The 22575-nt window shown below is 64.6% G+C and carries 19 protein-coding genes; 9 read left to right on the top strand and 10 right to left on the bottom strand.

Annotated features, from left to right (window positions below; genetic code table 11):
- Window positions 1-16: 16 nt before the first annotated feature.
- Window positions 17-1219, bottom strand: a complete 1203-nt coding sequence (locus tag AC1RR3_RS09710; RefSeq protein WP_492821792.1) for a pyridoxal-phosphate-dependent aminotransferase family protein — start codon at window positions 1217-1219, stop codon at window positions 17-19.
- 133 nt (window positions 1220-1352) lie between these two features.
- Between AC1RR3_RS09710 and AC1RR3_RS09705 the strand changes: the two genes are divergently transcribed.
- The 3 genes from AC1RR3_RS09705 to AC1RR3_RS09695 all read left to right on the top strand — a co-directional run bounded on the left by AC1RR3_RS09705 (window position 1353) and on the right by AC1RR3_RS09695 (window position 5590).
- Window positions 1353-2090 carry a GntR family transcriptional regulator gene (locus tag AC1RR3_RS09705; RefSeq protein ID WP_492821790.1) on the top strand — a complete coding sequence of 246 codons (738 nt, stop codon included), beginning with the start codon at window positions 1353-1355 and terminating at the stop codon, window positions 2088-2090.
- A 103-nt stretch (window positions 2091-2193) separates the two neighbouring features.
- Window positions 2194-5169: an FAD-binding and (Fe-S)-binding domain-containing protein gene (locus tag AC1RR3_RS09700; protein WP_492821788.1), complete on the top strand. Its 2976-nt coding sequence runs from the start codon at window positions 2194-2196 to the stop codon at window positions 5167-5169.
- Window positions 5162-5590, top strand: coding sequence for a GlcG/HbpS family heme-binding protein (locus AC1RR3_RS09695; RefSeq protein ID WP_492821786.1), 429 nt, complete (start codon window positions 5162-5164; stop codon window positions 5588-5590). Before AC1RR3_RS09700 ends, AC1RR3_RS09695 begins: the two co-directional genes overlap by 8 nt.
- Window positions 5591-6489: 899 nt before the next feature.
- Here AC1RR3_RS09695 and AC1RR3_RS09690 read toward each other — a convergent pair.
- A complete protein-coding gene (locus tag AC1RR3_RS09690) occupies window positions 6490-7272 on the bottom strand; it encodes an enoyl-CoA hydratase/isomerase family protein (RefSeq protein ID WP_492821784.1) in 783 nt (260 codons plus the stop codon).
- Window positions 7273-7439: 167 nt separating this feature from the next.
- On the opposite strand from AC1RR3_RS09690, the gene AC1RR3_RS09685 reads away from it, so the two are divergent.
- A complete protein-coding gene (locus AC1RR3_RS09685; RefSeq protein ID WP_492821782.1) occupies window positions 7440-8816 on the top strand; it encodes a caspase family protein in 1377 nt (458 codons plus the stop codon).
- Here the strand turns inward: AC1RR3_RS09685 and AC1RR3_RS09680 are convergent.
- The gene (locus tag AC1RR3_RS09680; protein WP_492821780.1) at window positions 8813-10903 is read right to left on the bottom strand and encodes a molybdopterin oxidoreductase family protein; all 2091 of its coding nucleotides are present in this window, start codon (window positions 10901-10903) and stop codon (window positions 8813-8815) included. The genes AC1RR3_RS09685 and AC1RR3_RS09680 overlap by 4 nt on opposite strands.
- Before the next feature lie 252 nt (window positions 10904-11155).
- On the opposite strand from AC1RR3_RS09680, the gene AC1RR3_RS09675 reads away from it, so the two are divergent.
- Genes AC1RR3_RS09675 through AC1RR3_RS09660 form a run of 4 tightly spaced genes read left to right on the top strand, consistent with a single transcriptional unit; the run spans window position 11156 to window position 15416 of the window.
- Complete coding sequence (locus tag AC1RR3_RS09675) at window positions 11156-12112, top strand: tripartite tricarboxylate transporter substrate binding protein (protein ID WP_492823131.1); 957 nt, start codon at window positions 11156-11158, stop codon at window positions 12110-12112.
- 15 nt (window positions 12113-12127) lie between these two features.
- On the top strand, window positions 12128-12598 hold the full coding sequence (locus tag AC1RR3_RS09670) for a (2Fe-2S)-binding protein (RefSeq protein ID WP_492821778.1): 471 nt from the start codon (window positions 12128-12130) through the stop codon (window positions 12596-12598).
- Complete coding sequence (locus tag AC1RR3_RS09665; protein ID WP_492821776.1) at window positions 12595-14721, top strand: xanthine dehydrogenase family protein molybdopterin-binding subunit; 2127 nt, start codon at window positions 12595-12597, stop codon at window positions 14719-14721. Before AC1RR3_RS09670 ends, AC1RR3_RS09665 begins: the two co-directional genes overlap by 4 nt.
- Window positions 14718-15416 carry a molybdate ABC transporter substrate-binding protein gene (locus AC1RR3_RS09660; RefSeq protein ID WP_492821774.1) on the top strand — a complete coding sequence of 233 codons (699 nt, stop codon included), beginning with the start codon at window positions 14718-14720 and terminating at the stop codon, window positions 15414-15416. Before AC1RR3_RS09665 ends, AC1RR3_RS09660 begins: the two co-directional genes overlap by 4 nt.
- Window positions 15417-15431: 15 nt before the next feature.
- Here the strand turns inward: AC1RR3_RS09660 and AC1RR3_RS09655 are convergent, their stop codons facing one another.
- The 5 genes from AC1RR3_RS09655 to AC1RR3_RS09635 all read right to left on the bottom strand — a co-directional run bounded on the left by AC1RR3_RS09655 (window position 15432) and on the right by AC1RR3_RS09635 (window position 19311).
- A complete protein-coding gene (locus AC1RR3_RS09655) occupies window positions 15432-16238 on the bottom strand; it encodes an SDR family NAD(P)-dependent oxidoreductase (protein WP_492821772.1) in 807 nt (268 codons plus the stop codon).
- A 23-nt stretch (window positions 16239-16261) separates the two neighbouring features.
- Window positions 16262-17554, bottom strand: coding sequence for a TRAP transporter large permease (locus tag AC1RR3_RS09650; RefSeq protein ID WP_492821770.1), 1293 nt, complete (start codon window positions 17552-17554; stop codon window positions 16262-16264).
- Complete coding sequence (locus AC1RR3_RS09645; RefSeq protein ID WP_492821768.1) at window positions 17545-18093, bottom strand: TRAP transporter small permease; 549 nt, start codon at window positions 18091-18093, stop codon at window positions 17545-17547. The genes AC1RR3_RS09650 and AC1RR3_RS09645 overlap by 10 nt, the downstream gene beginning before the upstream one ends.
- 66 nt (window positions 18094-18159) lie before the next feature.
- Window positions 18160-19131: a TRAP transporter substrate-binding protein gene (locus AC1RR3_RS09640; protein WP_492821766.1), complete on the bottom strand. Its 972-nt coding sequence runs from the start codon at window positions 19129-19131 to the stop codon at window positions 18160-18162.
- A gap of 21 nt (window positions 19132-19152) precedes the next feature.
- On the bottom strand, window positions 19153-19311 hold the full coding sequence (locus tag AC1RR3_RS09635) for a hypothetical protein (protein ID WP_492821764.1): 159 nt from the start codon (window positions 19309-19311) through the stop codon (window positions 19153-19155).
- A 434-nt stretch (window positions 19312-19745) separates the two neighbouring features.
- On the opposite strand from AC1RR3_RS09635, the gene AC1RR3_RS09630 reads away from it, so the two are divergent.
- Window positions 19746-20522, top strand: coding sequence for a cyclase family protein (locus AC1RR3_RS09630; RefSeq protein WP_492821762.1), 777 nt, complete (start codon window positions 19746-19748; stop codon window positions 20520-20522).
- Between the two features lie 10 nt (window positions 20523-20532).
- Here AC1RR3_RS09630 and AC1RR3_RS09625 read toward each other — a convergent pair whose 3' ends face one another.
- Together AC1RR3_RS09625 and AC1RR3_RS09620 are read right to left on the bottom strand one after the other, a co-directional pair.
- Entirely contained in the window at window positions 20533-21261 is a 729-nt protein-coding gene (locus tag AC1RR3_RS09625; RefSeq protein WP_492821760.1) for a Crp/Fnr family transcriptional regulator, read from the bottom strand.
- 504 nt (window positions 21262-21765) lie between these two features.
- On the bottom strand, window positions 21766-22479 hold the full coding sequence (locus AC1RR3_RS09620) for a helix-turn-helix domain-containing protein (protein ID WP_492821758.1): 714 nt from the start codon (window positions 22477-22479) through the stop codon (window positions 21766-21768).
- Window positions 22480-22575: the final 96 nt, after the last annotated feature.

Here is a 22575-nt window from a genome sequence, read left to right as displayed (position 1 = left end):
GCGTGTCCCGCGCGACTTAAGTGCCGACCACTTTCAGATGCGGCGATGCATTGCCCTGCGGGCGCTGCTCCAGCAGCTTCATCGCGACGTCGACGCCGCCGGAGCGGTGCGGCACGCCGGCAACCGACAGGCCCATCTCCACGCCGGTGAGCGCGCCGAGCAGCGTCAGCGCATTGCATTCACCGAGATGGCCGATGCGGAAGACTTTTCCCGCAACCTTCGAGAGCCCGGAGCCGAGCGACATGTTGTAGTTCTCGAGCACGACTTTCCGGAACTGGTCGGCATCATGGCCGGGCGGCATCAGCACCGCCGTAAGCACCGGTGAGAATTCGGCCGGCTCCTGGCACAGCACTTCGAGGCCCCAATGAGTGACGGCGGCGCGGGTTGCGGCAGCAAGCCGCTGATGCCGCGCGAACACGTTGTCGAGCCCTTCTTCGCGCAGCATCGCAATCGCCTCGCGCAGGCCGTAAAGCAGGTTGGTCGCCGGCGTGTAGGGGAAGAAGCCGTTGGCGTTGGGCTTGAGCATCTCCTCCCAGTCGAAATAGGAGCGCGGCATCTTGTTGGTCTTCGCAGCCGCGCGCGCCTTCTCCGAGATCGCGTTGAAGCCGAGGCCGGGCGGCAGCATGAAACCCTTCTGCGAGCAGCTGACGCTGACATCGACCTTCCATTCGTCGTGGCGATAGTCGACCGAGCCGAGCGAGGAGATGGTGTCGACCATCAGCAGCGCCGGATGGCCGGTGCGGTCGATCGCGGCGCGAATCTCGGCGATGCGGCTGGTGGCGCCGGTCGAGGTCTCATTGTGCACGACCATCACGGCCTTGATCGCGCGCGCCTTGTCCTCGGTGAGCTTTGCTTCAATCACCGCGGGATCGGCGCCGCGGCGCCAGTCGCCGGGGACGAAATCGACCTCGATGCCGAAGCGGCCCGCCATCTGGCGCCACAGGGTGGCGAAATGGCCGGTTTCGACCATCAGCACCCGGTCGCCCGGCGACAGCGTGTTGACGATCGCCGCCTCCCAGGCGCCTGTCCCCGACGAGGGGAAGATGATGACCGGGCCCCTGGTCTGGAAAATTGTCTGGCTGCCTTCGAGGACGGCCCGACCGAGCTCGCCAAATTCGGCGCTGCGGTGGTCGATGACAGGCATGTCCATGGCGCGCAGGACGCGCTCGGGGACCGGGCTCGGGCCCGGAATCTGAAGGAAATGGCGTCCTTGATGCATGAAAACCTCCCTGTCGGCGGATTCTAGCCGGCTCTGAAGGTCATTTTGCATTCATTTTTTGTCATTTCAATCGAAATTTGGTATTCGATTGTGGACGTCGACGTGACCAAACGGGCAAACTACTGTGCTGCAAATGAAATCCACGATTCCCGACACCGGGGTTCCGATCACCCCGCAGGCCGCAAACGGCGGCGACCGCCAGGAGGCTTCGCTTCATGGCGAGATCCTGCTGCGGCTGCGCGACTACGTGGTCGAGGGCAACATTCCCGACGGCGCCCGCGTTCCCGAGCGGCAGCTCTGCGAGATGCTCGGCATCTCCCGCACGCCCTTGCGTGAAGCACTGAAAGTGCTCGCCGCCGAGGGGCTGATCGAGCTGCTGCCGAACCGCGGCGCACGCGTCCGCCAGCTCAGCCAGCGCGACCTCGAGGAACTGTTCGACGTGATGGCCGGACTGGAAAGCCTGGCCGGGCGGCTTGCCTGCGAGGCCATTACGGATGCGGAAATCATCGCGATCGAGCAGCTGCATTACGAGATGTACGGCCACTATCTGCACCGCGACATGCACGGCTACTTCCAGACCAATCAGCGCATCCACGAAAGCATCGTCGCGGCCGCGCGCAACGCGACGCTGAAGACCGCCTACGCCAATTTCGCCGGCCGCATCCGCCGTGTCCGCTACTCCGCCAATTTCGCCCGCAAGCGGCAGCGCTGGGCGGAGGCGATGCGCGAGCACGAGACCATTCTGGACGCCCTGCGCCGGAGGGCCGGCAGCGAGCTCAGCGACATCCTGTTCCAGCACCTGCGCAACAAGCGCATGGCGGCGATCGAGCACCTGACCGAGCCCCAAGAGGGCGCTCCTGCCTCGCCCTGAGGGCGGCCGGCTTGCTCATTTTGAATTCATAATATAATCGGTTGTGAACAAGAATGAATAACCCAGCCAGGCCCAGCCTTGCCGGGTCAGTCCGGGACCAGGGATGACAAACGCCTCCTCGCTCGAACGGCGCCTGCGCGCGGAAATGACCGGCGACGTCCTGTTCGACGGCTTCAGCCGCGGCCGCTACGCCACCGACGCCTCGTTCTACCAGATCATGCCGGCGGGCGTGGTCGTGCCCAGGACCATGGACGAGGCCCTGCGGGCGCTGGCCATCGCCCGCGACGAGGGGCTGAAGGTCACTCCGCGCGGCGGCGGCACCTCGCAATGCGGCCAGACCGTCAATGACGGCCTCGTGGTCGATCTCTCCAAGCACCTCAACCGCATCCTGTCGCTCGACGTCGAGGGCCGCACCTGCGTGGTCGAGCCCGGCATCGTGCTCGACGACCTCAACCGCCAGCTCAAGAAACACGGCCTGTGGTTTCCGGTCGACGTCTCGACGGCCTCGCGCGCCACCATCGGGGGCATGGCCGGCAACAATTCCTGCGGCGGCCGCAGCCTGCGTTACGGCACCATGCGCGACAACACGCTGTCGATGGAGGCATCGCTCGCCGACGGCACGCTGAGCCGCTACGGCGAGGTGTCGCGCGATCTCTCGGACATCGATGCCCACGACAGCGCGCGCACCCTGTTCCGCGACATGCTCGATCTCGGCACCCGCGAGGCCGACGAGATCGCCGCACGCTTCCCGAAGGTGCAGCGCCGCGTCGGCGGCTACAATCTCGATGCGCTGGTGCCGCGCAATGCCCGCAACAACATGGCGCACCTGCTGGTCGGCTCCGAGGGCACCCTCGCCTTCACCACCAAGGTCGAGCTGAAGCTGTGGCCCGTGATCCGCAACAAGGCGCTCGGAATCTGCCATTTCGGCAGCTTCTACGAAGCCATGGACGCGGCCCAGCACCTGGTCAAGCTGAAGCCGATCGCGGTCGAGCTGGTTGACCGCACCATGCTCGCGCTCGGCCGCGATATCGCGATGTTCCGCCCGATCATCTCCGCCGCCATCAAGGGCGATCCGGACGCCGTGCTGGTGGTCGAGTTCGCCGAAGAGGACCAGGCGGACAATCTGGTGCGCCTCAAGCAGCTTGGCGAGCTGATGGGCGATCTCGGCTTCGGCTGGGACAACGACAAGCGCAAATGGGGCGGCGTGGTCGAGATATCAGAGCCGGCGCTGCAAAGCGGCATCGCCGATTTCCGCGCTGCCGGCCTCAACGTCATGATGTCGATGAAGCAGGAAGGCAAGCCGGTCTCCTTCGTCGAGGACTGCGCCGTGCCGCTGCCGCATCTGGCGGACTACACCGCACGTTTGAACGAGGTGTTCGCCAAGCACGGCACCAGCGGCACGATGTACGCTCATGCCTCTGAGGGCTGCCTGCATGTGCGCCCGGTGCTGAATCTGAAGCTCGAGAAAGACGTCAAGGCGATGCGCGCCATCGCCGAAGAGGCTTTTGAGCTGGTGCGCGAGTACAAGGGCTCGCATTCCGGCGAGCACGGCGACGGCCTGGTGCGCTCCGAATTCCACGAAACCATGTTCGGCGAGCGCCTCGTCGCTGACTTCAGGGAGGTCAAGCAGCGCTTCGACCCCGATGGCACGCTCAATCCAGGCAAGATCGTCGATGCGCCGAAGATGGACGACCGCTCGCTGTTCCGCTTCAAGCCCGACTATCGCGTCGCCGAGCTGAAGACAAAACTCGACTGGTCGGCTTATCCCGGCGCCGGCGGCGGCTTCCAGGGCGCCGTCGAGATGTGCAACAACAACGGCGCCTGTCGCAAGCTCGAGGGCGGCGTGATGTGCCCGTCCTTCCGCGCGACGCGCAGCGAGAAGGACGTCACGCGGGGGCGCGCAAACACCTTGCGGCTCGCGATCTCCGGCCAGCTCGGCCCTGATGCACTGTCCTCCGACGAGATGATGGAGACGCTGAAGCTCTGCGTCTCCTGCAAGGCCTGCCGCCACGAGTGCCCGACCGGCGTCGACATGGCCAAGATGAAGATCGAGGTGCTGGCTGCACGCGCAGTCTCCCACGGCCTGACGCTGCGCGATCGCCTGGTCGGCTATCTCCCGCGCTATGCCGGCCTCGCCTCGCGCTTCGCGCCGCTGGCGAATTTGCGCAACAGCAGCCCGCTGCTGCGAAAACTGTTCGAGCGCTTTGCCGGCATCAGCGCGCGCCGGGCGCTTCCCGCCTTCCGCAGCGACGTGTTCGCGCCGCCGACCGACAGCGTCGGCTCGGAGAGCGGCCGCGAGGTCGTCCTGTTCGCCGACACCTTCAATCGCATCTACGAGCGCGAAAATCTCGACGCGGCGCTGCGCGTGCTCGCCGCCGGAGGTTACCGCGTGCATCTGCCGAAGCCATCGAGCGGCAACCGCCCGCTCTGCTGCGGCCGTACTTTCCTCTCAGCCGGTCTCGTTGACGAGGCGAAAGCCGAGCTCGACCGGCTGGTCGCCGCCTTCGCGCCCTTCGCCGCGCGCGGCGTGCCGATCGTCGGCCTCGAGCCGAGCTGCCTGCTGACGCTGCGCGACGAGCTTTCATCGCTGCGCAAGGACGATGACGCCAGGGCCATCGGTGCCCATGCGCTGACCTTCGAGGAATTTCTGGTGCGCGAGGCCGAGGCCGGCCGGCTGCAGCTGCCGCTCGGCACCGTCGCCCACAAGGCCCTCGTGCACGGCCATTGCCACCAAAAGTCCTTCGGCGCCTTCAAGCCGGTCGAGCAAGTGCTCCGCCTCGTGCCGGGCCTTGAGGTCGAGACCATCGAGTCCAGCTGCTGCGGCATGGCCGGCGCCTTCGGCTATGGTGCCGACACCTATGATGCCTCGATCGAGATGGCCGAGCTATCGCTGCTGCCGGCCGTGCGGAAGGCAGACCAGAATACGCTGGTCGTCGCCGACGGTACCTCCTGCCGGCATCAGATCCACGACGGCACAAAGCGCGAGGCCCTTCACGTCGCGCGCGTGCTCGCGATGAGCCTCGATCGCGCCGAAACAAATTCCACTTCTCTCACTGAAAAGGAACCTGGCCATGGCTGACCTCACGCTCGACACCGCCCGCAAGATCCTCGACGCCGCCTTCGCAAAGGCTGGCGAACTGAAGCTGAAGCCGCTGGTCGTCACCATTCTCGACGCGCGCGGCGTGCTCAAGATCGCCGCGGCGCAGGACGGCACCAGCCTGATGCGCGCCGAGATCGCGCACGGCAAGGCCTATGGCGCGCTCGCGATGGGCATGGGTTCGCGCGCGCTGTATCAGCGCGCCCAGGAGCAGGCCTACTTCATCGACGCCGTGAACACGATTGCAAAGGGCGCGCTGGTGCCGGTCCCCGGCGGCGTGCTGATCATGGACGGCACCACACTGCTCGGCGCAGTAGGGGTGTCCGGCGACACCTCCGACAATGACGAGGCCTGCGCGGTGGCGGGTATCCAGGCCGCGGGATTGAAGCCCAACGCAGGCTGATGGTCTCGTAGCCCGGATGGAGCAAAGCGTAATCCGGGACCTTCGTGCCTCCTGGCGCAAACCCCGGATTACGCTGCGCTCCATCCGGGCCACAAGCCTTTGCGCTACCTGACGGGCGAAACACACCAGCCCTCGGTCAACCACCGCGCCTCAAAATATTCGGCTTTACAGAATTTCTGATTTATCGCATTCTCTCACCATCCCGATCCGGGACAAGGGGCGGTCGTACGTCGTCACGAACCGTGGATCGGGCTGCGGTGGACGCGAGCGGTGTCGATGCGGAAGGTGATGTGCAGGGCGAGTTGAACCTCGTGAGCACATCGCGGACCGCCACGACGGACGGCGCCGAATGCGTACGGCAAAACCGTGTGGTCCTGACCGTCGTTGCTACGGTCAAGCTTTTGCGGAGGCGGCGTCACCTCAACCGGGGCGGCGTCCGTGAATTTCGCGGGGGTGACGGAGGCAAGCAGGAACTCGTCTCCGGGGAGAGCGCGCATAAGCCGTCAAACCACTGCGCAGGGAAGGCCGGATGTTTTGGCTGCCCTGTAGCGCTCCTGTGCCTTGCGTGTGCATCATTCTTGCACGGGAGTCTTGCGGGTGCCAGCCGGCACCCGGCCTTCCCTGCGCCCTTTCTTCCGAGAGGGTGTGACGAGAAGTGCAAAGCTCGGGCGGAATGCGCCGCGAGGAGGCGAAGGCGCGTCTGCTGTATGAAAATCGAATCTGCGTTGGTAGGGCACGCTCTCGTGTCCCGGACGCAGCGCAGCGTCCCCTCGACGATGCGCTGCAGAGCCGGGGCCCATCTCACCGCATTCTCCGGCGCCGCCCTCTGGGTCTCGGCTCTGCGCAGCAATGCTTACGCGTTGCAGCGCGCGTCCGGGACACGAGAGGAGCGTACCCCCTCACCTTCCCGTCCAGACCGGCTTCCGCTTCTCGGCGAACGCTTTCAGTCCTTCCTTGGCGTCCTCGGTCATCGCGAGCAGCGCGATCTGGCTTTCGGTGTAGGCGATGCTCTCGTCGAACGACATCGAGGCGATGGCGCGCATGGCATATTTGCCGCGGCGGATCGCGGTCGGGGATTTGTCGACGATGCGGCCGATCAGCCAGTCGACCTTGGCATCGAGTTCTGCCGTAGGCACGACGTAGTTGAGCAGGCCCGCACCTAGCGCCGCCTTCGCATCGAACGGCTCGCCGGTCAGCGCCCATTCATTGACGAGGCGCGGCGGGGCGATGCTCTGCAACAGGCTCAGGACCTGCATCGGAAACACGCCGACCTTCACCTCCGGCAGGCCGAAGATGACGTGATCGGCCGCAACTGCCATGTCTGTCATGCAGAGCAAGCCCATGCCGCCGGCCATGCAGACGCCGCCGACCCGCGCAATCGCCGGCTTGGTGGCGTTCTGTGACAAACGTAACAGATCGGCATAGTCGACATTTGGTTTGGAATGATCCATCGCGAAAGCCGCGCCGGAATTCTGCAAGTCGGCGCCCGCGCAGAATGCCTTGTCGCCCGCGCCCGTCAGCACGATGACGCGGACGTCCTTGTCGTCATGCGCGTCGCGATAGCCCTTTGTGATGCCGGCGATCACGTCGCCGTTCAATGCGTTGCGTTTCTCCGGCCGGTTGATGGTGATCCAGTACGCCTGTCCACGCTTTTCGGTGATGATTGCTGTGGTGTCGGTCATGGCACGCTCGCTTCCTTGCTCCCGTTTTGCGGCCATTTGCGGCAGGTCGGGCGGCAGGTGCAAGGGCAAATTGTCACGCTGTGTCACCATAGCGTGTGGGCGCAACTTCGCTTGTCGATTGAATTGCGGGCTGCGGAGACTATCCTGACTGGAGATTTTGATCACCGATGAGCCATTTCATGCGCGCCATCGCCGCCCTTTTGCTGGCTGGCCTGATCATCGCGAGCGGTATTGAGACCGGCTGCGCCGCCGACGCCGCGAAAATCGCGCTGGTGATCGGCAACGCGAAATATCCCGACAACGAATTCGTGCTCAATGACGCCGCCAACGATGCCCAGGACGTCGCCGCAGAATTGGCGCGCGACGGCTTCGCCGTCGACAGGCAGATCAACCTTACCAGCGACGGCATGCGACAGGCGCTCGACCGCTTCTATGCCCGCATCGAGCGCGGCGCGGTCGCACTGATCTTCTTCGACGGCTTCGGCATTCAGTCCAACCGGCAGACTTACCTGCTCCCTGTCGACGCCCAGATCTGGACCGAGCCGGACGTCTCGCGCGACGGCTTTAGCCTCGACACGATCGTTGCCGAGATGAACACACGCGGTGCCGCGATCAAGATCGCCCTGATCGACGGCTCCCGCCGCAACCCGTTCGAGCGACGCTTTCGCCGCTATTCGGCGGGTCTTGCGCCGGTGATCGCACCGAGCAATTCGCTGGTGCTCTATTCCGCCGCGCTTGGCGCAGTCGCTGCGAGCGGCAGGACCGATCACGGCCTGTTCGTCGCCGAGCTGCTGCGCGAGATGCGCGCGCCGAACATCGGCGCCGAGCAGGCATTGACCAACACCAGGAATGGCGTGGTCGCCGCCACCAATCGGGAACAGGTGCCGTGGCTGTCGTCATCGCTGACGACGGAGTTCTCGTTTGCGGGTCTCGTGGCGCGACCGCCGGACAACAAGGCGGCGACGCCGACCAACCCTGAGCCGCAGAAACAGGTCTGCGAGGTGCCGCGAGCGGAGCCCGCTCCGGGTGCGGACGACCTCGCCAAAGACCCTGTCATCGCCGATCTCAGTCGCAAGATCGCGGCCAACACCAACGACATCGCGTCGCGCTACAAGCGCGGCCAGGTCTACGCGATCAAGCGCGCCTACGCGCTGGCCATGCAGGATTTTGACGCGGTGATCCGCCACGATCCCAGGGATGCGGAGGCGCTCAACAATCGCTGCTGGACGCGGGCCGCCACGGGCGACCTGCAAGGCGCGCTCGCCGATTGCAATCTGGCGCTTCAGGCCGATCCCGGATTGAGCGATGCGTTCGACAGCCGCGGGCTGGTCAATCTCAAGCTCGGCCGGACCACCGACGCGATCAAGGACTACACCGAAGCAATCCAGCGCAATCCGCGCTCCTCCTCCTCGCTGTTCGGCCGCGGCGTCGCCAGCCGCAGAAGCGGCGGTGACGGTGCGAGCGACATCGCGCTGGCGAAGTCCATGAACCCGAACATCGCGAAGGAGTTTGCGGGTTACGGCGTCACGGAATGCGTGCCTTAAACCGCGAGCGCCTTTTTGATCCAGACCTTGTTGTCGTGGAACGCGGCCCCGCCGATCGGGGCAATGGTGTCCGCGCCGGTCAGCATGTTGATGCCGTGGCCGCCGATATGGCTTTTGTTCGGATGAATGGACTCGGCGATCAGCACGCCGCGCCGTACGCCATCGAACAGCGTTGCAATCAGCGTGGTCTCGCCGCGACTGTTGCCGAGCGTCACGGCGTCCCCATCGGCGATATCGAGGGAGGCTGCGTCCAGCGGATGAATCATCACGCTCGGCTTGCCCTCGCGCGCCTGCGAGGACGGCGTTTCGTTGAAGGTGGTGTTGAGGAAGCTGCGCGAGGGGCTGGTCGCAAGGCGGAACGGATGAGCCAGGTCGGTGTGCTCGATGACAGCCCAATGGTCGGGCAGCGACGGCATCTTGTCGAAATCGCCCATCGTCCGGCCGAACGGCGGATGCGCCCAATCGGCTTTAAAATGGAATTTCTTGTCGGCATGGGCGAAGCCGTCGAGATAATGCGCGGTGCGGAAGTCCGGCTGCAAATCGCGCCAGATATCCGCTTCGAGGCCGGCGATGTCGCCGTGGTCGCTGAGCTTCAGCGTCGCGTCGATCAATTCGCGCGGCGTCATCTCGAAACCCTGATGCTTCGCGCCAAGCCGCGGCGCCAGCGCCTGCAAGACCTGGTGGTTGGAGCGGCACTCGCCGGGCGGGTCGATCAGCTTGGGTCCCACCGAGATGTGCTGATGGCCACCGCCGTAATAGAGGTCGTCGTGCTCGATGAACATGGTCGCCGGCAGCACGATGTCAGCCATCTGCGCCGTCTCGGTCATGAACTGCTCGTGCACCGCGACGAACAGGTCCTCGCGCGCAAACCCCTGACGCACCAGCGCCTGCTCCGGCGCCACCGTCATCGGGTTGGTGTTCTGGATCAGCATCGCCTTGATCGGCCCCTTGCCGAGCAGGGCCTCGGCATCGCCGGTGAGGATGCGGCCGATCTGCGACTGGTCGAGCGCGCGCGTGGTCTGGTCGATCGCGTCGTGGCCTTCGATGATGGATTCGTCGAAGTGCCACAGCGCGTAATTGTTGAAGAAGGCACCGCCGCCTTCATACTGCCAGGCACCGGTCACTGCGGGAATGCACAGAGCAGCATGCATCTGCGTCGCGCCGTTGCGCGAGCGGGTGAAGCCGTAGCCGAGGCGAAAGAAGGTCCGCTGGGTTTCGCCGACCAGCTTCGCAAACGCCACGATCTCCGCCACCGGCACGCCGCAGATCGCGGAAGCCCATTCCGGCGTGCGGGTTTGCAGATGCGCCTCGAGCTCATCAGGGCAATCAGTGTATTTGTCCATATAGGCGCGGTCGGCATAGCCGTCGCGAAACAGGACATGCATGACGCCGCAGGCGAAGGCGCCGTCGGTGCCGGGCCGCAGGATGATCTTGATGTCAGCCTGCTTCATGGTCTCGTTGTCGTAGATGTCGACGGCTGCGATCTTCGCGCCGCGCTCCTTCCGCGCCCGCGCGGCGTGCGTCATCACGTTGACCTGGGTGTTGACGGGATTGGTGCCCCAGATCACCACAAGATCGGACAGCGCCATCTCGCGCGGATCGACGCCGGCGATCTTGCCGGCGCCGATGGCAAACCCGATGCGCCCGACATTGGCGCAGATGGTCTGATAGAAGCGCGAATATTTCTTCACATGCGTGAGACGGTTGAGGCCGTCGCGCATCACCAGCCCCATCGTGCCGGCGTAGTAATAGGGCCAGATCGATTCCGCGCCGAACTCGCGCTCGGTCTGATTGAAGCGGTGTCCGATCTCGTCCAACGCCTCGTCCCAGGAGATGCGCGCGAACTGGCCCGAGCCCTTCGGCCCGGTGCGGCGCATCGGATACATCAGCCGCTCAGGATGATGGATGCGCTCGGCGTAGCGGGCGACCTTGGCGCAGACCACGCCGGCCGTGTAGGTCTGCTTTTTCGAACCGCGGACACGACCGATGCTGCGGCCTTCGAGCACCTCGACGTCGAGGGCGCAGGCCGACGGGCAATCATGCGGACAGGTCGAATGGCGGATTTCGATCTTGGCGTGCTGGTTCATGTCCCAGTTCGTAACACCAAAATACCAGCCAGCCGAGCGCATTTATCCGGCATTGCCCATGCGATTTGCTCAAACCGCACCGGCCGCCGGTTCCTGCCGCAAGCGCGAAAGGCGACGCGGTCACACCGAAAACCGCCCGATATTCCCGGCACGATCGACTTTGTGAGGCGTCGACAGCCCGCGTCCCCTGCCGCTACAGTGCCGGCCAACAAGAACGACATCAGGGAGGTGGGCGTGACGGCCCGAAAATTTATGCTGGCGCTGGCCGCCGGCCTGCTTGGCGTAGCCGCCGCAGCCCCCTCATTGGCGCAGGATTATCCCACGCACGCGGTGCGGATCGTCGTGCCGTTCGGCGCTGGCGGGCCGGCGGACGTCGCGGCGCGGCTGATCGGCAACGCGCTCCAGGAGAGTTTTGGCCAGCCCTTCATTATCGAGAACCGGACCGGCGCGGGCGGCGTCATCGGCACGGTCGAGGCGGCGAAGTCACCGGCCGACGGCTACACGCTGCTGATGATGTCCAACACCCAGACCGCGAATGAATCACTGCTGACGCCGGACCAACGCAAATACGAACTGATGCGCGACCTCGCGCCGATCGCACCGGTGAACTACTCCGATCTCGTCATCGTGGTGAACCCGCAGGTTGCAGCGAAGACGCTGCAGGAGTTCATCGCACTCGCCAAATCGCAACTGGGGAAGCTGAACTACGCCTCCTCCGGCCAGGGCACGCCCTATCACATGGCGGGTGAGCTGTTCAAAGCCATGGCCGGCATCAACGTCGTCCACGTGCCCTACCGCAACAGCGGCGAGGCGCGCAGCGGCGTGATCGGCGGACAGGTGCAGATGATGATCGACGCGGTGCCGGCGATGGCCCCGAACATCGCCGAGAACCAGGTCCGCGCGCTCGCGACCACCGGCAAGCAGCGCTCGGCCGTGCTGCCGAACGTGCCGACCGCGGGCGAAGCTGGCGTCGCCGGCTATGAGGCGACGATCTGGCTGGGCCTGATGGCCCCGACAGGCACGCCAAAGCCCGTCATCGACAAGCTCAATGCCGCCGTGAACGCGATGGTGAAGCGGCCGGATATCGTCAAACTCTGGACCGAGCAGGGTGCCGTCCCCATGTCGATGACTCCAGCTGAATTCGACAAGTTTCTGCGCGGCGACATCAACAAATGGGCTGACGTCGTCAAGAAGTTCGACAAATCCTGAAGCCGTAGATCGACAATGCCGACCATTCAATTCCAGCTCAACGGCGCAGCGCTAGCCGTGGATAGCGATCCCGACCAGACGCTGCTCGATCTGCTGCGCGGCCGGTTCGGCATCACCGGTGCGCATTTCGGCTGCGGCGCCGGCGAATGCGGTGCCTGTTATGTCATGATCGGCGACCGCGCGATGGCCTCCTGCGACATGCCGATGTGGTCGGTCGCGAACAAGGATGTCGTCACGGTGGAGGGCCTCGGCACGGCGGAGCAACCGCATCCGCTGCAACGCGCCTTCATCTCCGAACAGGCGATGCAATGCGGCTATTGTGTCTCGGGGGTTCTCATCAGCGCGGCGGCGTTGCTGAAGCGCAACCCATCACCAACGGAGGCTGAGGTCAGAACGGCGCTCGATCGCAATCTGTGTCGCTGCGGATCGCACAACCGCATGGTCCGCGCGGTCCTGCGCGCGGCCTCGGAGATGGCCACTTCATGACGTCCCCTGCCCCGAAACTGCCGGTCAGCCTCGCGGCCAATCCAAGACTGTCGTCCTGGGTGCGGTTCACGGGCGACGGACGTGTGGCGATCTCGCCCGGCAAGGTCGAGATCGGTCAAGGCATCGTCACGGCGCTGGCCCAGATCGCCGCAGACGAGCTCGACGTCGATATCTCCAAGGTCGAGATGATCCGCGCCTCGACGGCGTCAAGCCCGAACGAAGGCGTCACCTCCGGCAGCCTGTCGATCCAGCAATCCGGCCGCGCGCTGCGGCATGTTTGCGCTGAAGTGCGCCAGCGCTTCCTCGCCGCAGCGTCGGAACGTCTCGGGGTCGATGCGTCGCTGCTCGATGTCGATGACGGCGTGATCTCGGGCCCTGGCAATGTCAGGACCAGCTATTGGGAGCTGGCCAGTGACGTCTCGCTCGACCACGACGCCAGCGCGAGCGCGACGGCGAAGGACATCGCCAAGCGGGCCGTTGCCGGGCACGCCGTCCAGCGTGTCGATATTCCCGACAAGGTGTTTGCGCGGCCGCGCTTCATCCACGACCATGCGTTGCCGGGCCTGCTGCACGGACGCGTGCTGCGGCCGGACGTCTCGGGCGGCAAATTGATCGCGCTTGATGAAACGGCTGCACACGCCGTTCCAGGCTTCATTGCGATCGTCCGTGACGGTGGATTTGCCGGCGTGGTCGCTGACAGCGAAGCCTCGGCTGAGACTGCCCTGAAAGCGCTGCGCAAGGGCGCGACGTGGTCGGTGGGCGAGCCGCTGCCGGACGAAAATGACCTGGCGGGCTTCCTTAAGAGCGAACCGGTCGAGACGACTGTTATCGACACCAGAACGGCGGCATCGACGCGCGAACACGCCCGCACGCTCCGCCGGCAATACACCCGTCCCTACATCGCGCATGCCTCGATCGCACCGTCCTGCGCCATGGCGCAATGGGACGGCGATCGTGTGCACGTCTGGACACACAGCCAAGGCGTCTATTTGCTGCGCGCCGATCTTGCGATCGTGCTCAAGCTGCCCGCTGAAAACATCGTCGTCGAACACGTGGAAGGGGCCGGCTGCTACGGACACAATGCGGCCGACGATGTCGCGCTCGATGCCGTGCTGCTGGCGAAAGCGGCCGGGGGCCGTCCGGTGCGGGTGCAGTGGTCACGCCACGATGAGATGTGCCACGCGCCGTTCGGCGCGGCCATGGCCGTCGAGATCGAGGCCGACCTCGATGCCAACAATGAGATTATCGGCTGGCGCCATGCGATCTGGAGCAACGGCCACGCGGCGCGGCCGGGGCGCGCCGCACAGCCCGCCCTGCTGGCCGCATCCGAGATTGCGAACCCCTACCCGCGCATGATCTCGACGAATCCGCCGGCGGCCAATGGCGGGGGTGGCGACCGCAACTCCGTTCCGCTCTATGACCTGCCGGCGTGGACGATCACGAGCCACCGGCTACTGACGATGCCGGTGCGGACATCGGCGCTGCGAACCCTGGGCGCGCAAGGCAACGTATTCGCCGTCGAATCTCTGCTCGACGAGGTCGCTGCCTTGCGCGGAGAAGATCCGGTCGCGTTCCGTCTGCGTCATCTGCGAGACGAGCGGGCGAAAGATGTCATCCGCGCTGCGGCGCGTCGCGCGCAGTGGAAGCCACAGAAGCAAACCGGTATCGGCCATGGTGTCGGCTTTGCGCGCTACAAGAACACAGGGGCCTATTGCGCCGCGATTGCCGAGATCGAAGGCGCCGACGACATCCGCGTCAAGCGGCTGACGCTTGCGGTCGATGTCGGCGAAGCCATCAATCCGGACGGCGTGATCAACCAGATCGAGGGCGGCGCGATCCAGGCGACGAGCTGGGTGCTGAAGGAGCGCGTCCGATTCGACCGGACGCGCATCACATCGACGTCCTGGACCGACTATCCGATCCTGACCTTCAGCGAGGTGCCGGCAGTGGATGTGGAGATCATCCAGCGGCCGGAGATCGAGCCGGTCGGCGCCGGCGAGGCCGCCCACGGCCCTGTGACAGCGGCAATCGCAAATGCCGTTTACGATTGCCTCGGCGTTCGCATGCGCGACCTGCCGATCACGCGCGACAAGATCATCGCAGCCATGGAGCTTGCATCGTGACGACAGTGACCATTTTGAGCGGTGGCGCGGCGCAAGGCCTGGTGCGCGGCCTCAGCGAGACCTTCAAGGCGCAGACCGGCCTCGATATCGACGGCGAATTCGGCGCGGTCGGCGTGATGGCCGACAAGCTGCGCGCCGGCACGCCGGCCGATCTCGTGATCCTGACGCAGGCGCTGCTCGCAAAGCTCGCCGAGGAGAGGCTCGTCGTCCCCTCCTCGATCGCGGATATCGGCCGGGTGGAGACCGCGCTGGCGGTCCGGAGCCGCGACCACAAAGTGACCGTGAAAACTGAAACTGATTTGCGCGACGTGCTACGTTCCGCCGACGCCATCTACGTTCCGGACACCAAGGCGTCGACGGCGGGACAGCATTTTGCAAAAGTGCTGGACCAGCTCGGCATCGCCTATGAGGTCGCATCGCGCCTGAAGATCTTCCCGAACGGCGCGACCGCGATGCGAGAGCTTGCGGCCTCCGCTGCGCAAAGGCCGATCGGATGCACGCAGGCGACCGAGATCATCGCGACCGACGGCATCGCGCTGTCAGGATCGTTGCCGCCCGGTTGCGAGCTGGAGACGATGTACACGGCCGGTGTCACGACGCACGCCGCGTACCCACAGGAGGCGGCGGCGCTGGTCACGCTGCTGGCCGGCGCAGACCGGAGGGAGCTGCGCCAGCGCGTGGGCTTCGCCGGCTAGAGGCGGATGGCCGCCTTATTTGTGCAGCTGGGTGAGACCGGTCGGCGGCCCGTCGACCGCGGTCCAGCCGCCATCGACGAACAGCGTGCTGCCGCTGACATAGCTCGCGGCGTCCGAAGCGAGATAGGCCACCGCGGTGGCGACCTCGTCGGCGCTGCTCCAGCGATTGAAGACGGTGTGGCCGGCATAGAGATTGTAGATGTCGGGGCGCTGCTTGAAGGGGCCAGTCAGCGCGGTCTCGGCGATGCTCGGCGCGATCGCATTGACCCGCACGCCGGCATGGCCGACCTCGGAAGCAAAGCCCTTCACCAGCAGGCCGATCGCCGCCTTGGTCGAGCCGTAGACGCCCAGGCCCGGCTCGATCGTCACCGCGCGCACCGAGGAGCAGGCGATGATGCTGCCGCTCGTCTGGGCGACCATGATGCGGCCAAAGGCCTGGAAGAACCAGACCGTGCCCTTGACGTTGAGGTTGAGGACGCGGTCGAGATCCTCTTCGGTGTAGTCGAGAATGGTTTTGCGGATGTTGAGCCCGGGGGTCGTCACGGCGATGTCGAGCCGCGGGAATTTCTGCATCACGGTTTTGGCCAGCGCATTGACGTCGGTGGCGCTGGCAGCGTCACATAGGGCGGCTTCGGCCCAGCCGCCCTTGTCGCGAATGCCGGCGGCGGTCGCTTCCGCTGCGTCGAGCGCGCGATCGGCGCAGACGACGCGGGCGCCAAGCCCGGCCAGCGCCTCGGCTGACGATTTGCCGATGCCCGAGGCGGCGCCAAGCACGACGGCCGTCTTGCCGGTGAGATCGAAAAGCTTGCGGTAGTCAGTCACGGACGGATTCTCCTGCGTTGCTGCTATCCCTTGTAACCCATCAGCAGGCGGGGCAGCCACAGCGAGAACGCGGGGACGTAGGTCACGAACATCAGAGCTGCAATCAGGGCAGCATAGAACGGCAGGATGGTGCGCATCACCGCACCCACCGAGATGCCGCCGATGGCGCAGCCGACGAACTGCGTCGTTCCGACCGGTGGGGTGTTCAGTCCGAGCGCGCAGTTAATCAGCATCAGCATGCCGAACTGCACCGGATCCATACCGGCCTTCATCGCGATCGGCAGGAAGATAGGGGTGCAGATCAGGATGGTCGCCGCCATGTCCATGAACGTGCCGAGCACGAACAGGATGACGTTGATGAGCAGGAAGATGATCCAGGGCTGTGATGAGACCTTGCTCATCAGGTCGCCGGCGAAGTCGGCGACCTCGTAGAGCCCCATCAGATACTGGAACATCGTGGAGACGCCGATCAGCAGCAGCACAACGCCCGTCGTCTTCACTGCCTTGGCCGCGGCGTGCAGGAAGTTGCTCCAGGTCATCGTGCGATAGATGAAGAACGTCAACAGGATCGTATAGGTGACCGCGACTGCTGCAGATTCGGTTGCGGTGAAGACTCCGGACAGGATGCCCGCCAGGATGATGCCGACGATCAGAAGGCCGGGCAGCGCAGCCGCGAAGGAGCGGAAAACCTCGGCCCAGCCCGGGAACTTGCCGGCTGGATAGCCGCGCTTCACCGCAACGGCATAAGCTGCAACCAGCATGCACACCATCAGCACGAGCGCAGGCAGGAGGCCGGCGGCGATCAGCGCGCCAATCGAGACCTTGCCGCCAGCGGCGAGCGCATAGATGATCATGTTGTGGCTGGTCGGCATCAGCGCGCCGACCAGCGAAGCATGGGTGGTGACGTTGACGGCGTAGTCGGTGTCGAACCCTTCCTTTTTCATCATCGGGATCATCACCGCGCCCATCGCCGAGACGTCGGCCACGGGCGAACCGGAGACGCCGCCGAACAGCGTGCAGGCGACCACGTTCGACATGCCGAGCCCGCCGCGGATGTGTCCGACGAGATTCTTGGCGAGCTGCACGATCTTGTCGGCGACGCCGCCATGCAGCATCAGCTCACCGCTGAAGACGAAGAAGGGAATCGCGAGGAACGAGAAGATGTTCATCCCCGACATCATCTGCTGGAAGATGACGGCCACCGGCAGGCCTTCGTAGAGGATGGTGCAGATCGCCGAGAGGCCGATCGCGAAGGCGACCGGGACGCCGAGGATCAGGAAGCCGAAGAACGTGGCGCCGAGAATGATCAGTTCCATGAGGGGACGACCTCTTCGCCGCGCAGGAGAGCAATGATGTGCTCGATTGAAAAGGAGACGATCAGGACGCCGGAGGCGATCAGCGGCACGTAGCGGACGACCTCGGGCAGGCCGAGATTGGGAATCTTCACGGTGCCGACCGATGCGCCGAGGATCCAGCCGTTATAGGCCATCGCAACGCCGAACACGGCCACGAGGACGTGGATCACGATCTCGATCTTCTCGCGCAGATGATCCGGCAGCATCACCAGCAGACTGTCCATGCCGATATGACCGGCATCGCGCACGCCGACGGCGGCGCCGATCAGCGTGACATAGAGGATCAAGACCAGCGCCAGGTTCTCCGTCCAGGTCGGGCTGGAATTGAGCACGTAACGTCCGAACACCTGGTAGAACACGATGGTGACGATGACGAGCAGTCCGGTCACGGACAAATACATGCCCACGCGCGCGACGGGCGCATTGATCTGCGACAGCAGGCCGGTCGAGGGCCGTGCCGGGGCCTCCTGCTCGTGGCTTGCGACATGTGCGTCCGTCATCCCGCGTCTCCCTCGCGAAGGTCCGGCGTCCCCTAGCGGCGACGCCGGCCCCCGGTCTGCTGTTTTTTACTTGGTGTCCTGGATACGCTTGACGAGGCTCTGAAGCTTCTCGTCGCCGGCGAACTTCTGGTACACGGGCTTCATCGCGTCGACGAACTCCGCCTTGTTGGCGATGGTCACGACCTGCACGCCGGCCGCCTCGACGGTCTTGCGGGAGGCCTGCTCACGCTCGTCCCAGAGCTTGCGCATGACGGGCACCGATTCCTTGGCCGCCTTGCGGATCATCGCCTGATCCTCCTTGCTCAGCGTGTCCCAGACCGTCTTGGACATCACGAGAACTTCGGGCGCGAGCGAGTGCTCGGTGACATTGTAGAACTTGGCGGCCTCGAAGTGGCGCGAGGACTCGTAGGAAGGCCAGTTGTTCTCGGCAGCGTCCACCAGACCGGTCTTGAGCGCGGTATAGACCTCGCCATACGGCATCGGCGTCGGGTTGGCCCCGAGGCTCTGGATCATGCCGACCCAGAGGTCGGATTGCTGGACGCGAATCTTCAGGCCCTTGAGGTCAGCGAGCGACTTGACCGGAGCCTTGACGGTGTAGATGGACCGGGCACCGCTGTCGTAATAGGCAAGGCCGATCAGGCCCGCGGGCGCCATGGACGCCAGGATTTCATCGCCGATCGGTCCGTCCAGAACCGTGCGCATGTGCTGCGTGTCGCGGAAGACGAAGGGCAGGCACAACGCGATGGTCTCGGGCACGAAGTTGTTGAGCGGCGATGCGTTGATCCGCATCATGTCGAGCGCGCCGATCTTGAGCTGCTCGATGGTGTCCTTCTCGGAGCCCAGGGCGCCGTTGGGAAACACCTTAACGCCGAGCTTGCCGCCACTCACCGCCGCGAGTTGCTTGCCCATGAACTTGACGGCCTCGACGGTCGGGTAGTCGGCGGGGTGGATGTCGGCGGAGCGGAAATCGCGTGCGGTCGCCAGCGGCGCTGAGACCGCCAGCACGGCGGCTGCGATGATGCCGGTAAGTGTCTTCATCTGGGCTTCCTCCTGAGTTGATTATGTCGTTGTCGGGCAGATGCTGAGGGCCGCCTTGGGTCGCTCCACTTCAGGTGTAAAGTCAAGCGTTACAAACGCACCACCTTGGTAGGATTGCGCGGCGGAGTCGAGCGGATTTGACTGGTGGATGATCACGGCGACGGAAGGTGCGAACTTCATCGCGCCCTCTCCGGCGGGGACTTGCGCGGCAGGCGCCGGCTTCCCTGTAATCCCGCCTCGCCATCGGCCAATGCCGGATGCGAGGTGACGATGCTCGTCATATCCACGGACGTTCCTCTGGTTTTGGGCTCGACCGCTATTGGTTGCGGCTTGAGGTACGGACGAGACGGTCGCCCTACCCCTGTGCGATGCGCGCTGCACGAGCACGATGTCGCCAATGTCGTCCCTAGGGCCGGCGGCATTCTGAGTCCAAGCCAAATCCGGCATCGATCAATGCTGGAGTTGCATCAATCGGCCACGCGTCGTTCCGCGAAGGCGACCGGCGAACTGTTTTGCTTTTCCGAATAAATCCGCACCAGCCCGTTACTTGACGCAGCAGGTCGAGCCGCCTCAAGATGCGCCGAAACAGAACAAACCACATCGAGGGAATGCCCATGCCGCGAAAGCTGATCGACATTTCAGTGCCGCTCAGAAACGACGTGACGGCCGATCCACCGGGCAATCACCCGACCATCCACTACATCGATCACCAGCAGGGCCTGCCGCGCATGCTGCAGTTTTTCGACGGCCTCAAAGCGCAGGATTTGCCGGATGGCCAGGGCTGGGCCGTCGAGCAGGTCTCGCTGTCGACCCACAACGGCACGCATCTCGATGCGCCCTGGCACTTCCATCCGACCATGAATCGCGGCGAGAGGTCATGGACAATCGACGAGGTGCCGCTCGAGTGGTGTTTTCAACCCGGCGTGAAGCTCGACTTCCGGCACCTCGCGGATGGTTATGTTGCCACCGCCGACGACGTCGAGAAGGAGCTGAAGCGCATCGGGCACACGCTGTCGCCGCTGGAGATCGTCGTCGTCAACACCAGAGCCGGCGCCAAATTCGGTCAGGCCGATTACGTCAATTCCGGCTGCGGCATGGGCTATGAGGCCACCATGTACCTGCTCGAACGCGGTGTGCGGCTAACCGGCACCGATGGCTGGAGCTGGGACGCGCCGTTCGTCTACACCGCGAAGAAATATGCCGAGACAAAGGAAGCCGGGCTGATCTGGGAGGGCCACAAGGCAGGTCGGCACATCGGCTATTGCCATCTCGAGAAGCTGCACAATCTCGACAAGCTGCCTTCGACCGGGTTCACGGTCTCATGCTTTCCGGTGAAGATCGAACGCGCCTCCGCCGGCTGGACCCGCGCTGTCGCGATCATCGACAACTAGGTATCAGGCGTCACTCGCCGTCGAGGCCGCTCTCGGCGAGCTCGCGCAGCGCATCGGTATCAAGCACGACGATCGCGCCATGCTCGAGACGAACCCAGTTGCGTCCGGACCAGGCGCGCAATTGCTTGTTGATGCTTTCGCGCGTCATGCCCACCATCTCGCTGATCTCCTGCTGCGTGATGGCGAGCGTGCCGCTGCCGGAGTCGAACTTGCGCTCTTCGGTGAGACCTAGCAACGCGCTCGCAAGCCGGCCGGGAAGGTTTTGCAGGATCACCTGCTCGACCTGCTGGCTGGTCCAGCGCAGGCGCGCGCAGAGCAGCTCGATGAATTTCATCGCCAGCGCCGGCTGACTCTTCACGAACGGCAGGAAGTCGCGGCGGTCGATGATGTAGAGCTCGCAATTGGTGTTGGCGGTCGCATCCGCCGAACGCGGCGCACCGTCGAGAACCGCGATCTCGCCAAAGATTTCCCCAGGACCGATGAGATTGAGAATAGCATTCCGTCCGTCGGGCGACGAGGAGGATATCTTCACCGTCCCCGTGATGACCGCGAACAAATTGTTGCCGGGATCGCCCTTGGCGGCGATCGTCGCGCCGCGCTTCACCGTGGTGTGCTTGGCATAGCGGCAGAGCTGATCGAGAGCCTCCGGCTCCAGATCCGCGAAGATCGGGTGCTTGCGCAGGACCGATAATTTATTGCCCGCCGCTTGTCGGGGGTCGCCGGTCTTGTCCTGAGGCACGCCGCTGGGCTCCTAAGACTACGAGGCACTGAAGTTCCTGCGTAGTCAGTGTTTGCAGGCTTTTCAACCGGAAAGCATGCATGCGTGCTTTTAGGCAAATGCGGCGAAAATGCCGCAGTCGGGCGCGAAGCCGGCATCCGAAGGATGCGCCGATGCGTCCGGGTCGATGCAGAGTTGTAGACACCACAAAATCACAGTTGCGCTGAGGCGCTGCCGAACACCCAGTTCCCGGCCGACCAGGCATCGGCGGCTGGGACGTCCAATGGGACCTACGATCGGGAGCGTCAGCGCCTGGAATCCGGGTCGAGCCGGCCTGCGCTGGTCTGTCGGTCCGCCCACGCCAAGGCTGCGGCGAAAGTGACAAAAATCGCGACAACGACGATGGTCATCAGCAATGCGTCAGTCGGCATCATGCTCCTCCCGGATCGTTTGAGGGCATTATTTGCGTCAGGTGCCCGGCGTCATTGATCGGGATCAAAAATCCGAGAGCGCATGGAAAACCGCTCAGGCCGCGGCCAGGGCCTCGACGCGTGCCGGGTCGAGCAGGCTGATGCCGCCGGGAATGATCTCGATCGTGCCGTGGCGTTCAAGCTTGGTGAAGGTGCGACTGACGGTTTCGATGGTCAGGCCGAGATAATCGGCGATGTCTTGCCGGCTCATGGGAAGTGGAACCGTGTCGGACGGCCCCTTGAGCGCGAACAGCCGCTCGCGCCAGCCGAGCAGAAAGCTTGCGACCTTCTCGTCCGCCGAGCGGCGGCCGAGCAGGACCATGTGGTCGCGTGCCTGGCTCAACTCGCGAATGGCCAGCTCGTTGATCCGCTTGAGCAGATACGGGCGGTCCTCGGTAAAACGGCCGAAGGGCACTTTTGCGAACTGGCACACGGTCACGGCACCAATGGCATCGGCCGAGAAATTGTGGCGGCCGGACAAATTCATCCCCAGGAAATCACCGGGCAAGGCAAAGCCGACGATCTGCCGCCGGCCGTCAGGCAGCAGCTTGTACAGCCGCATGACGCCTTCGAGCACGTTGTAGAACGAGGTCGTGATGTCTTCCTCGGAGAACACAGTCTCGCCTGAGGAATAATGGACACGACGTCCGAGGTGCTCGAATTCCCTGAGCTCGGCCGCATCCAGCGACGAACAGACCGCCGATCCGCGTACGGCACATTCGCTACAGAAATGCCCGTTCGGCTCAATCGTGACCACGGAAGGCTTCATCCACCGCTCCTAGCGTCCGCCCAGCTCCGCCCCCCGGCCAGTCCGCCACGCGCGCTTGCATTTTACCGCGCCATCAGAAACGCAATTGACCCAGAT

The sequence above is a fragment of the Bradyrhizobium sp. GW821-FHT13H05 genome, from assembly GCF_058804065.1.
The sequence above is the reverse complement of the archived record's forward strand: the minus strand, read 5'-3'. Positions and strand labels throughout refer to the sequence as shown.

What these genes read in the sequence shown, in the direction of transcription:
- AC1RR3_RS09620 (WP_492821758.1), bottom strand. Translation starts at nt 22,479, where the DNA reads ATGAAGCCTTCCGTGGTCACGATTGAGCCGAACGGGCATTTCTGTAGC.
- AC1RR3_RS09670 (WP_492821778.1), top strand. Translation starts at nt 12,128, where the DNA reads ATGCCGACCATTCAATTCCAGCTCAACGGCGCAGCGCTAGCCGTGGAT.
- AC1RR3_RS09630 (WP_492821762.1), top strand. Translation starts at nt 19,746, where the DNA reads ATGCCGCGAAAGCTGATCGACATTTCAGTGCCGCTCAGAAACGACGTG.
- AC1RR3_RS09680 (WP_492821780.1), bottom strand. Translation starts at nt 10,903, where the DNA reads ATGAACCAGCACGCCAAGATCGAAATCCGCCATTCGACCTGTCCGCAT.
- AC1RR3_RS09685 (WP_492821782.1), top strand. Translation starts at nt 7,440, where the DNA reads ATGAGCCATTTCATGCGCGCCATCGCCGCCCTTTTGCTGGCTGGCCTG.
- AC1RR3_RS09650 (WP_492821770.1), bottom strand. Translation starts at nt 17,554, where the DNA reads ATGGAACTGATCATTCTCGGCGCCACGTTCTTCGGCTTCCTGATCCTC.
- AC1RR3_RS09675 (WP_492823131.1), top strand. Translation starts at nt 11,156, where the DNA reads ATGCTGGCGCTGGCCGCCGGCCTGCTTGGCGTAGCCGCCGCAGCCCCC.
- AC1RR3_RS09700 (WP_492821788.1), top strand. Translation starts at nt 2,194, where the DNA reads ATGACAAACGCCTCCTCGCTCGAACGGCGCCTGCGCGCGGAAATGACC.
- AC1RR3_RS09635 (WP_492821764.1), bottom strand. Translation starts at nt 19,311, where the DNA reads ATGAAGTTCGCACCTTCCGTCGCCGTGATCATCCACCAGTCAAATCCG.
- AC1RR3_RS09695 (WP_492821786.1), top strand. Translation starts at nt 5,162, where the DNA reads ATGGCTGACCTCACGCTCGACACCGCCCGCAAGATCCTCGACGCCGCC.
- AC1RR3_RS09665 (WP_492821776.1), top strand. Translation starts at nt 12,595, where the DNA reads ATGACGTCCCCTGCCCCGAAACTGCCGGTCAGCCTCGCGGCCAATCCA.
- AC1RR3_RS09690 (WP_492821784.1), bottom strand. Translation starts at nt 7,272, where the DNA reads ATGACCGACACCACAGCAATCATCACCGAAAAGCGTGGACAGGCGTAC.
- AC1RR3_RS09640 (WP_492821766.1), bottom strand. Translation starts at nt 19,131, where the DNA reads ATGAAGACACTTACCGGCATCATCGCAGCCGCCGTGCTGGCGGTCTCA.
- AC1RR3_RS09645 (WP_492821768.1), bottom strand. Translation starts at nt 18,093, where the DNA reads ATGACGGACGCACATGTCGCAAGCCACGAGCAGGAGGCCCCGGCACGG.
- AC1RR3_RS09705 (WP_492821790.1), top strand. Translation starts at nt 1,353, where the DNA reads ATGAAATCCACGATTCCCGACACCGGGGTTCCGATCACCCCGCAGGCC.
- AC1RR3_RS09710 (WP_492821792.1), bottom strand. Translation starts at nt 1,219, where the DNA reads ATGCATCAAGGACGCCATTTCCTTCAGATTCCGGGCCCGAGCCCGGTC.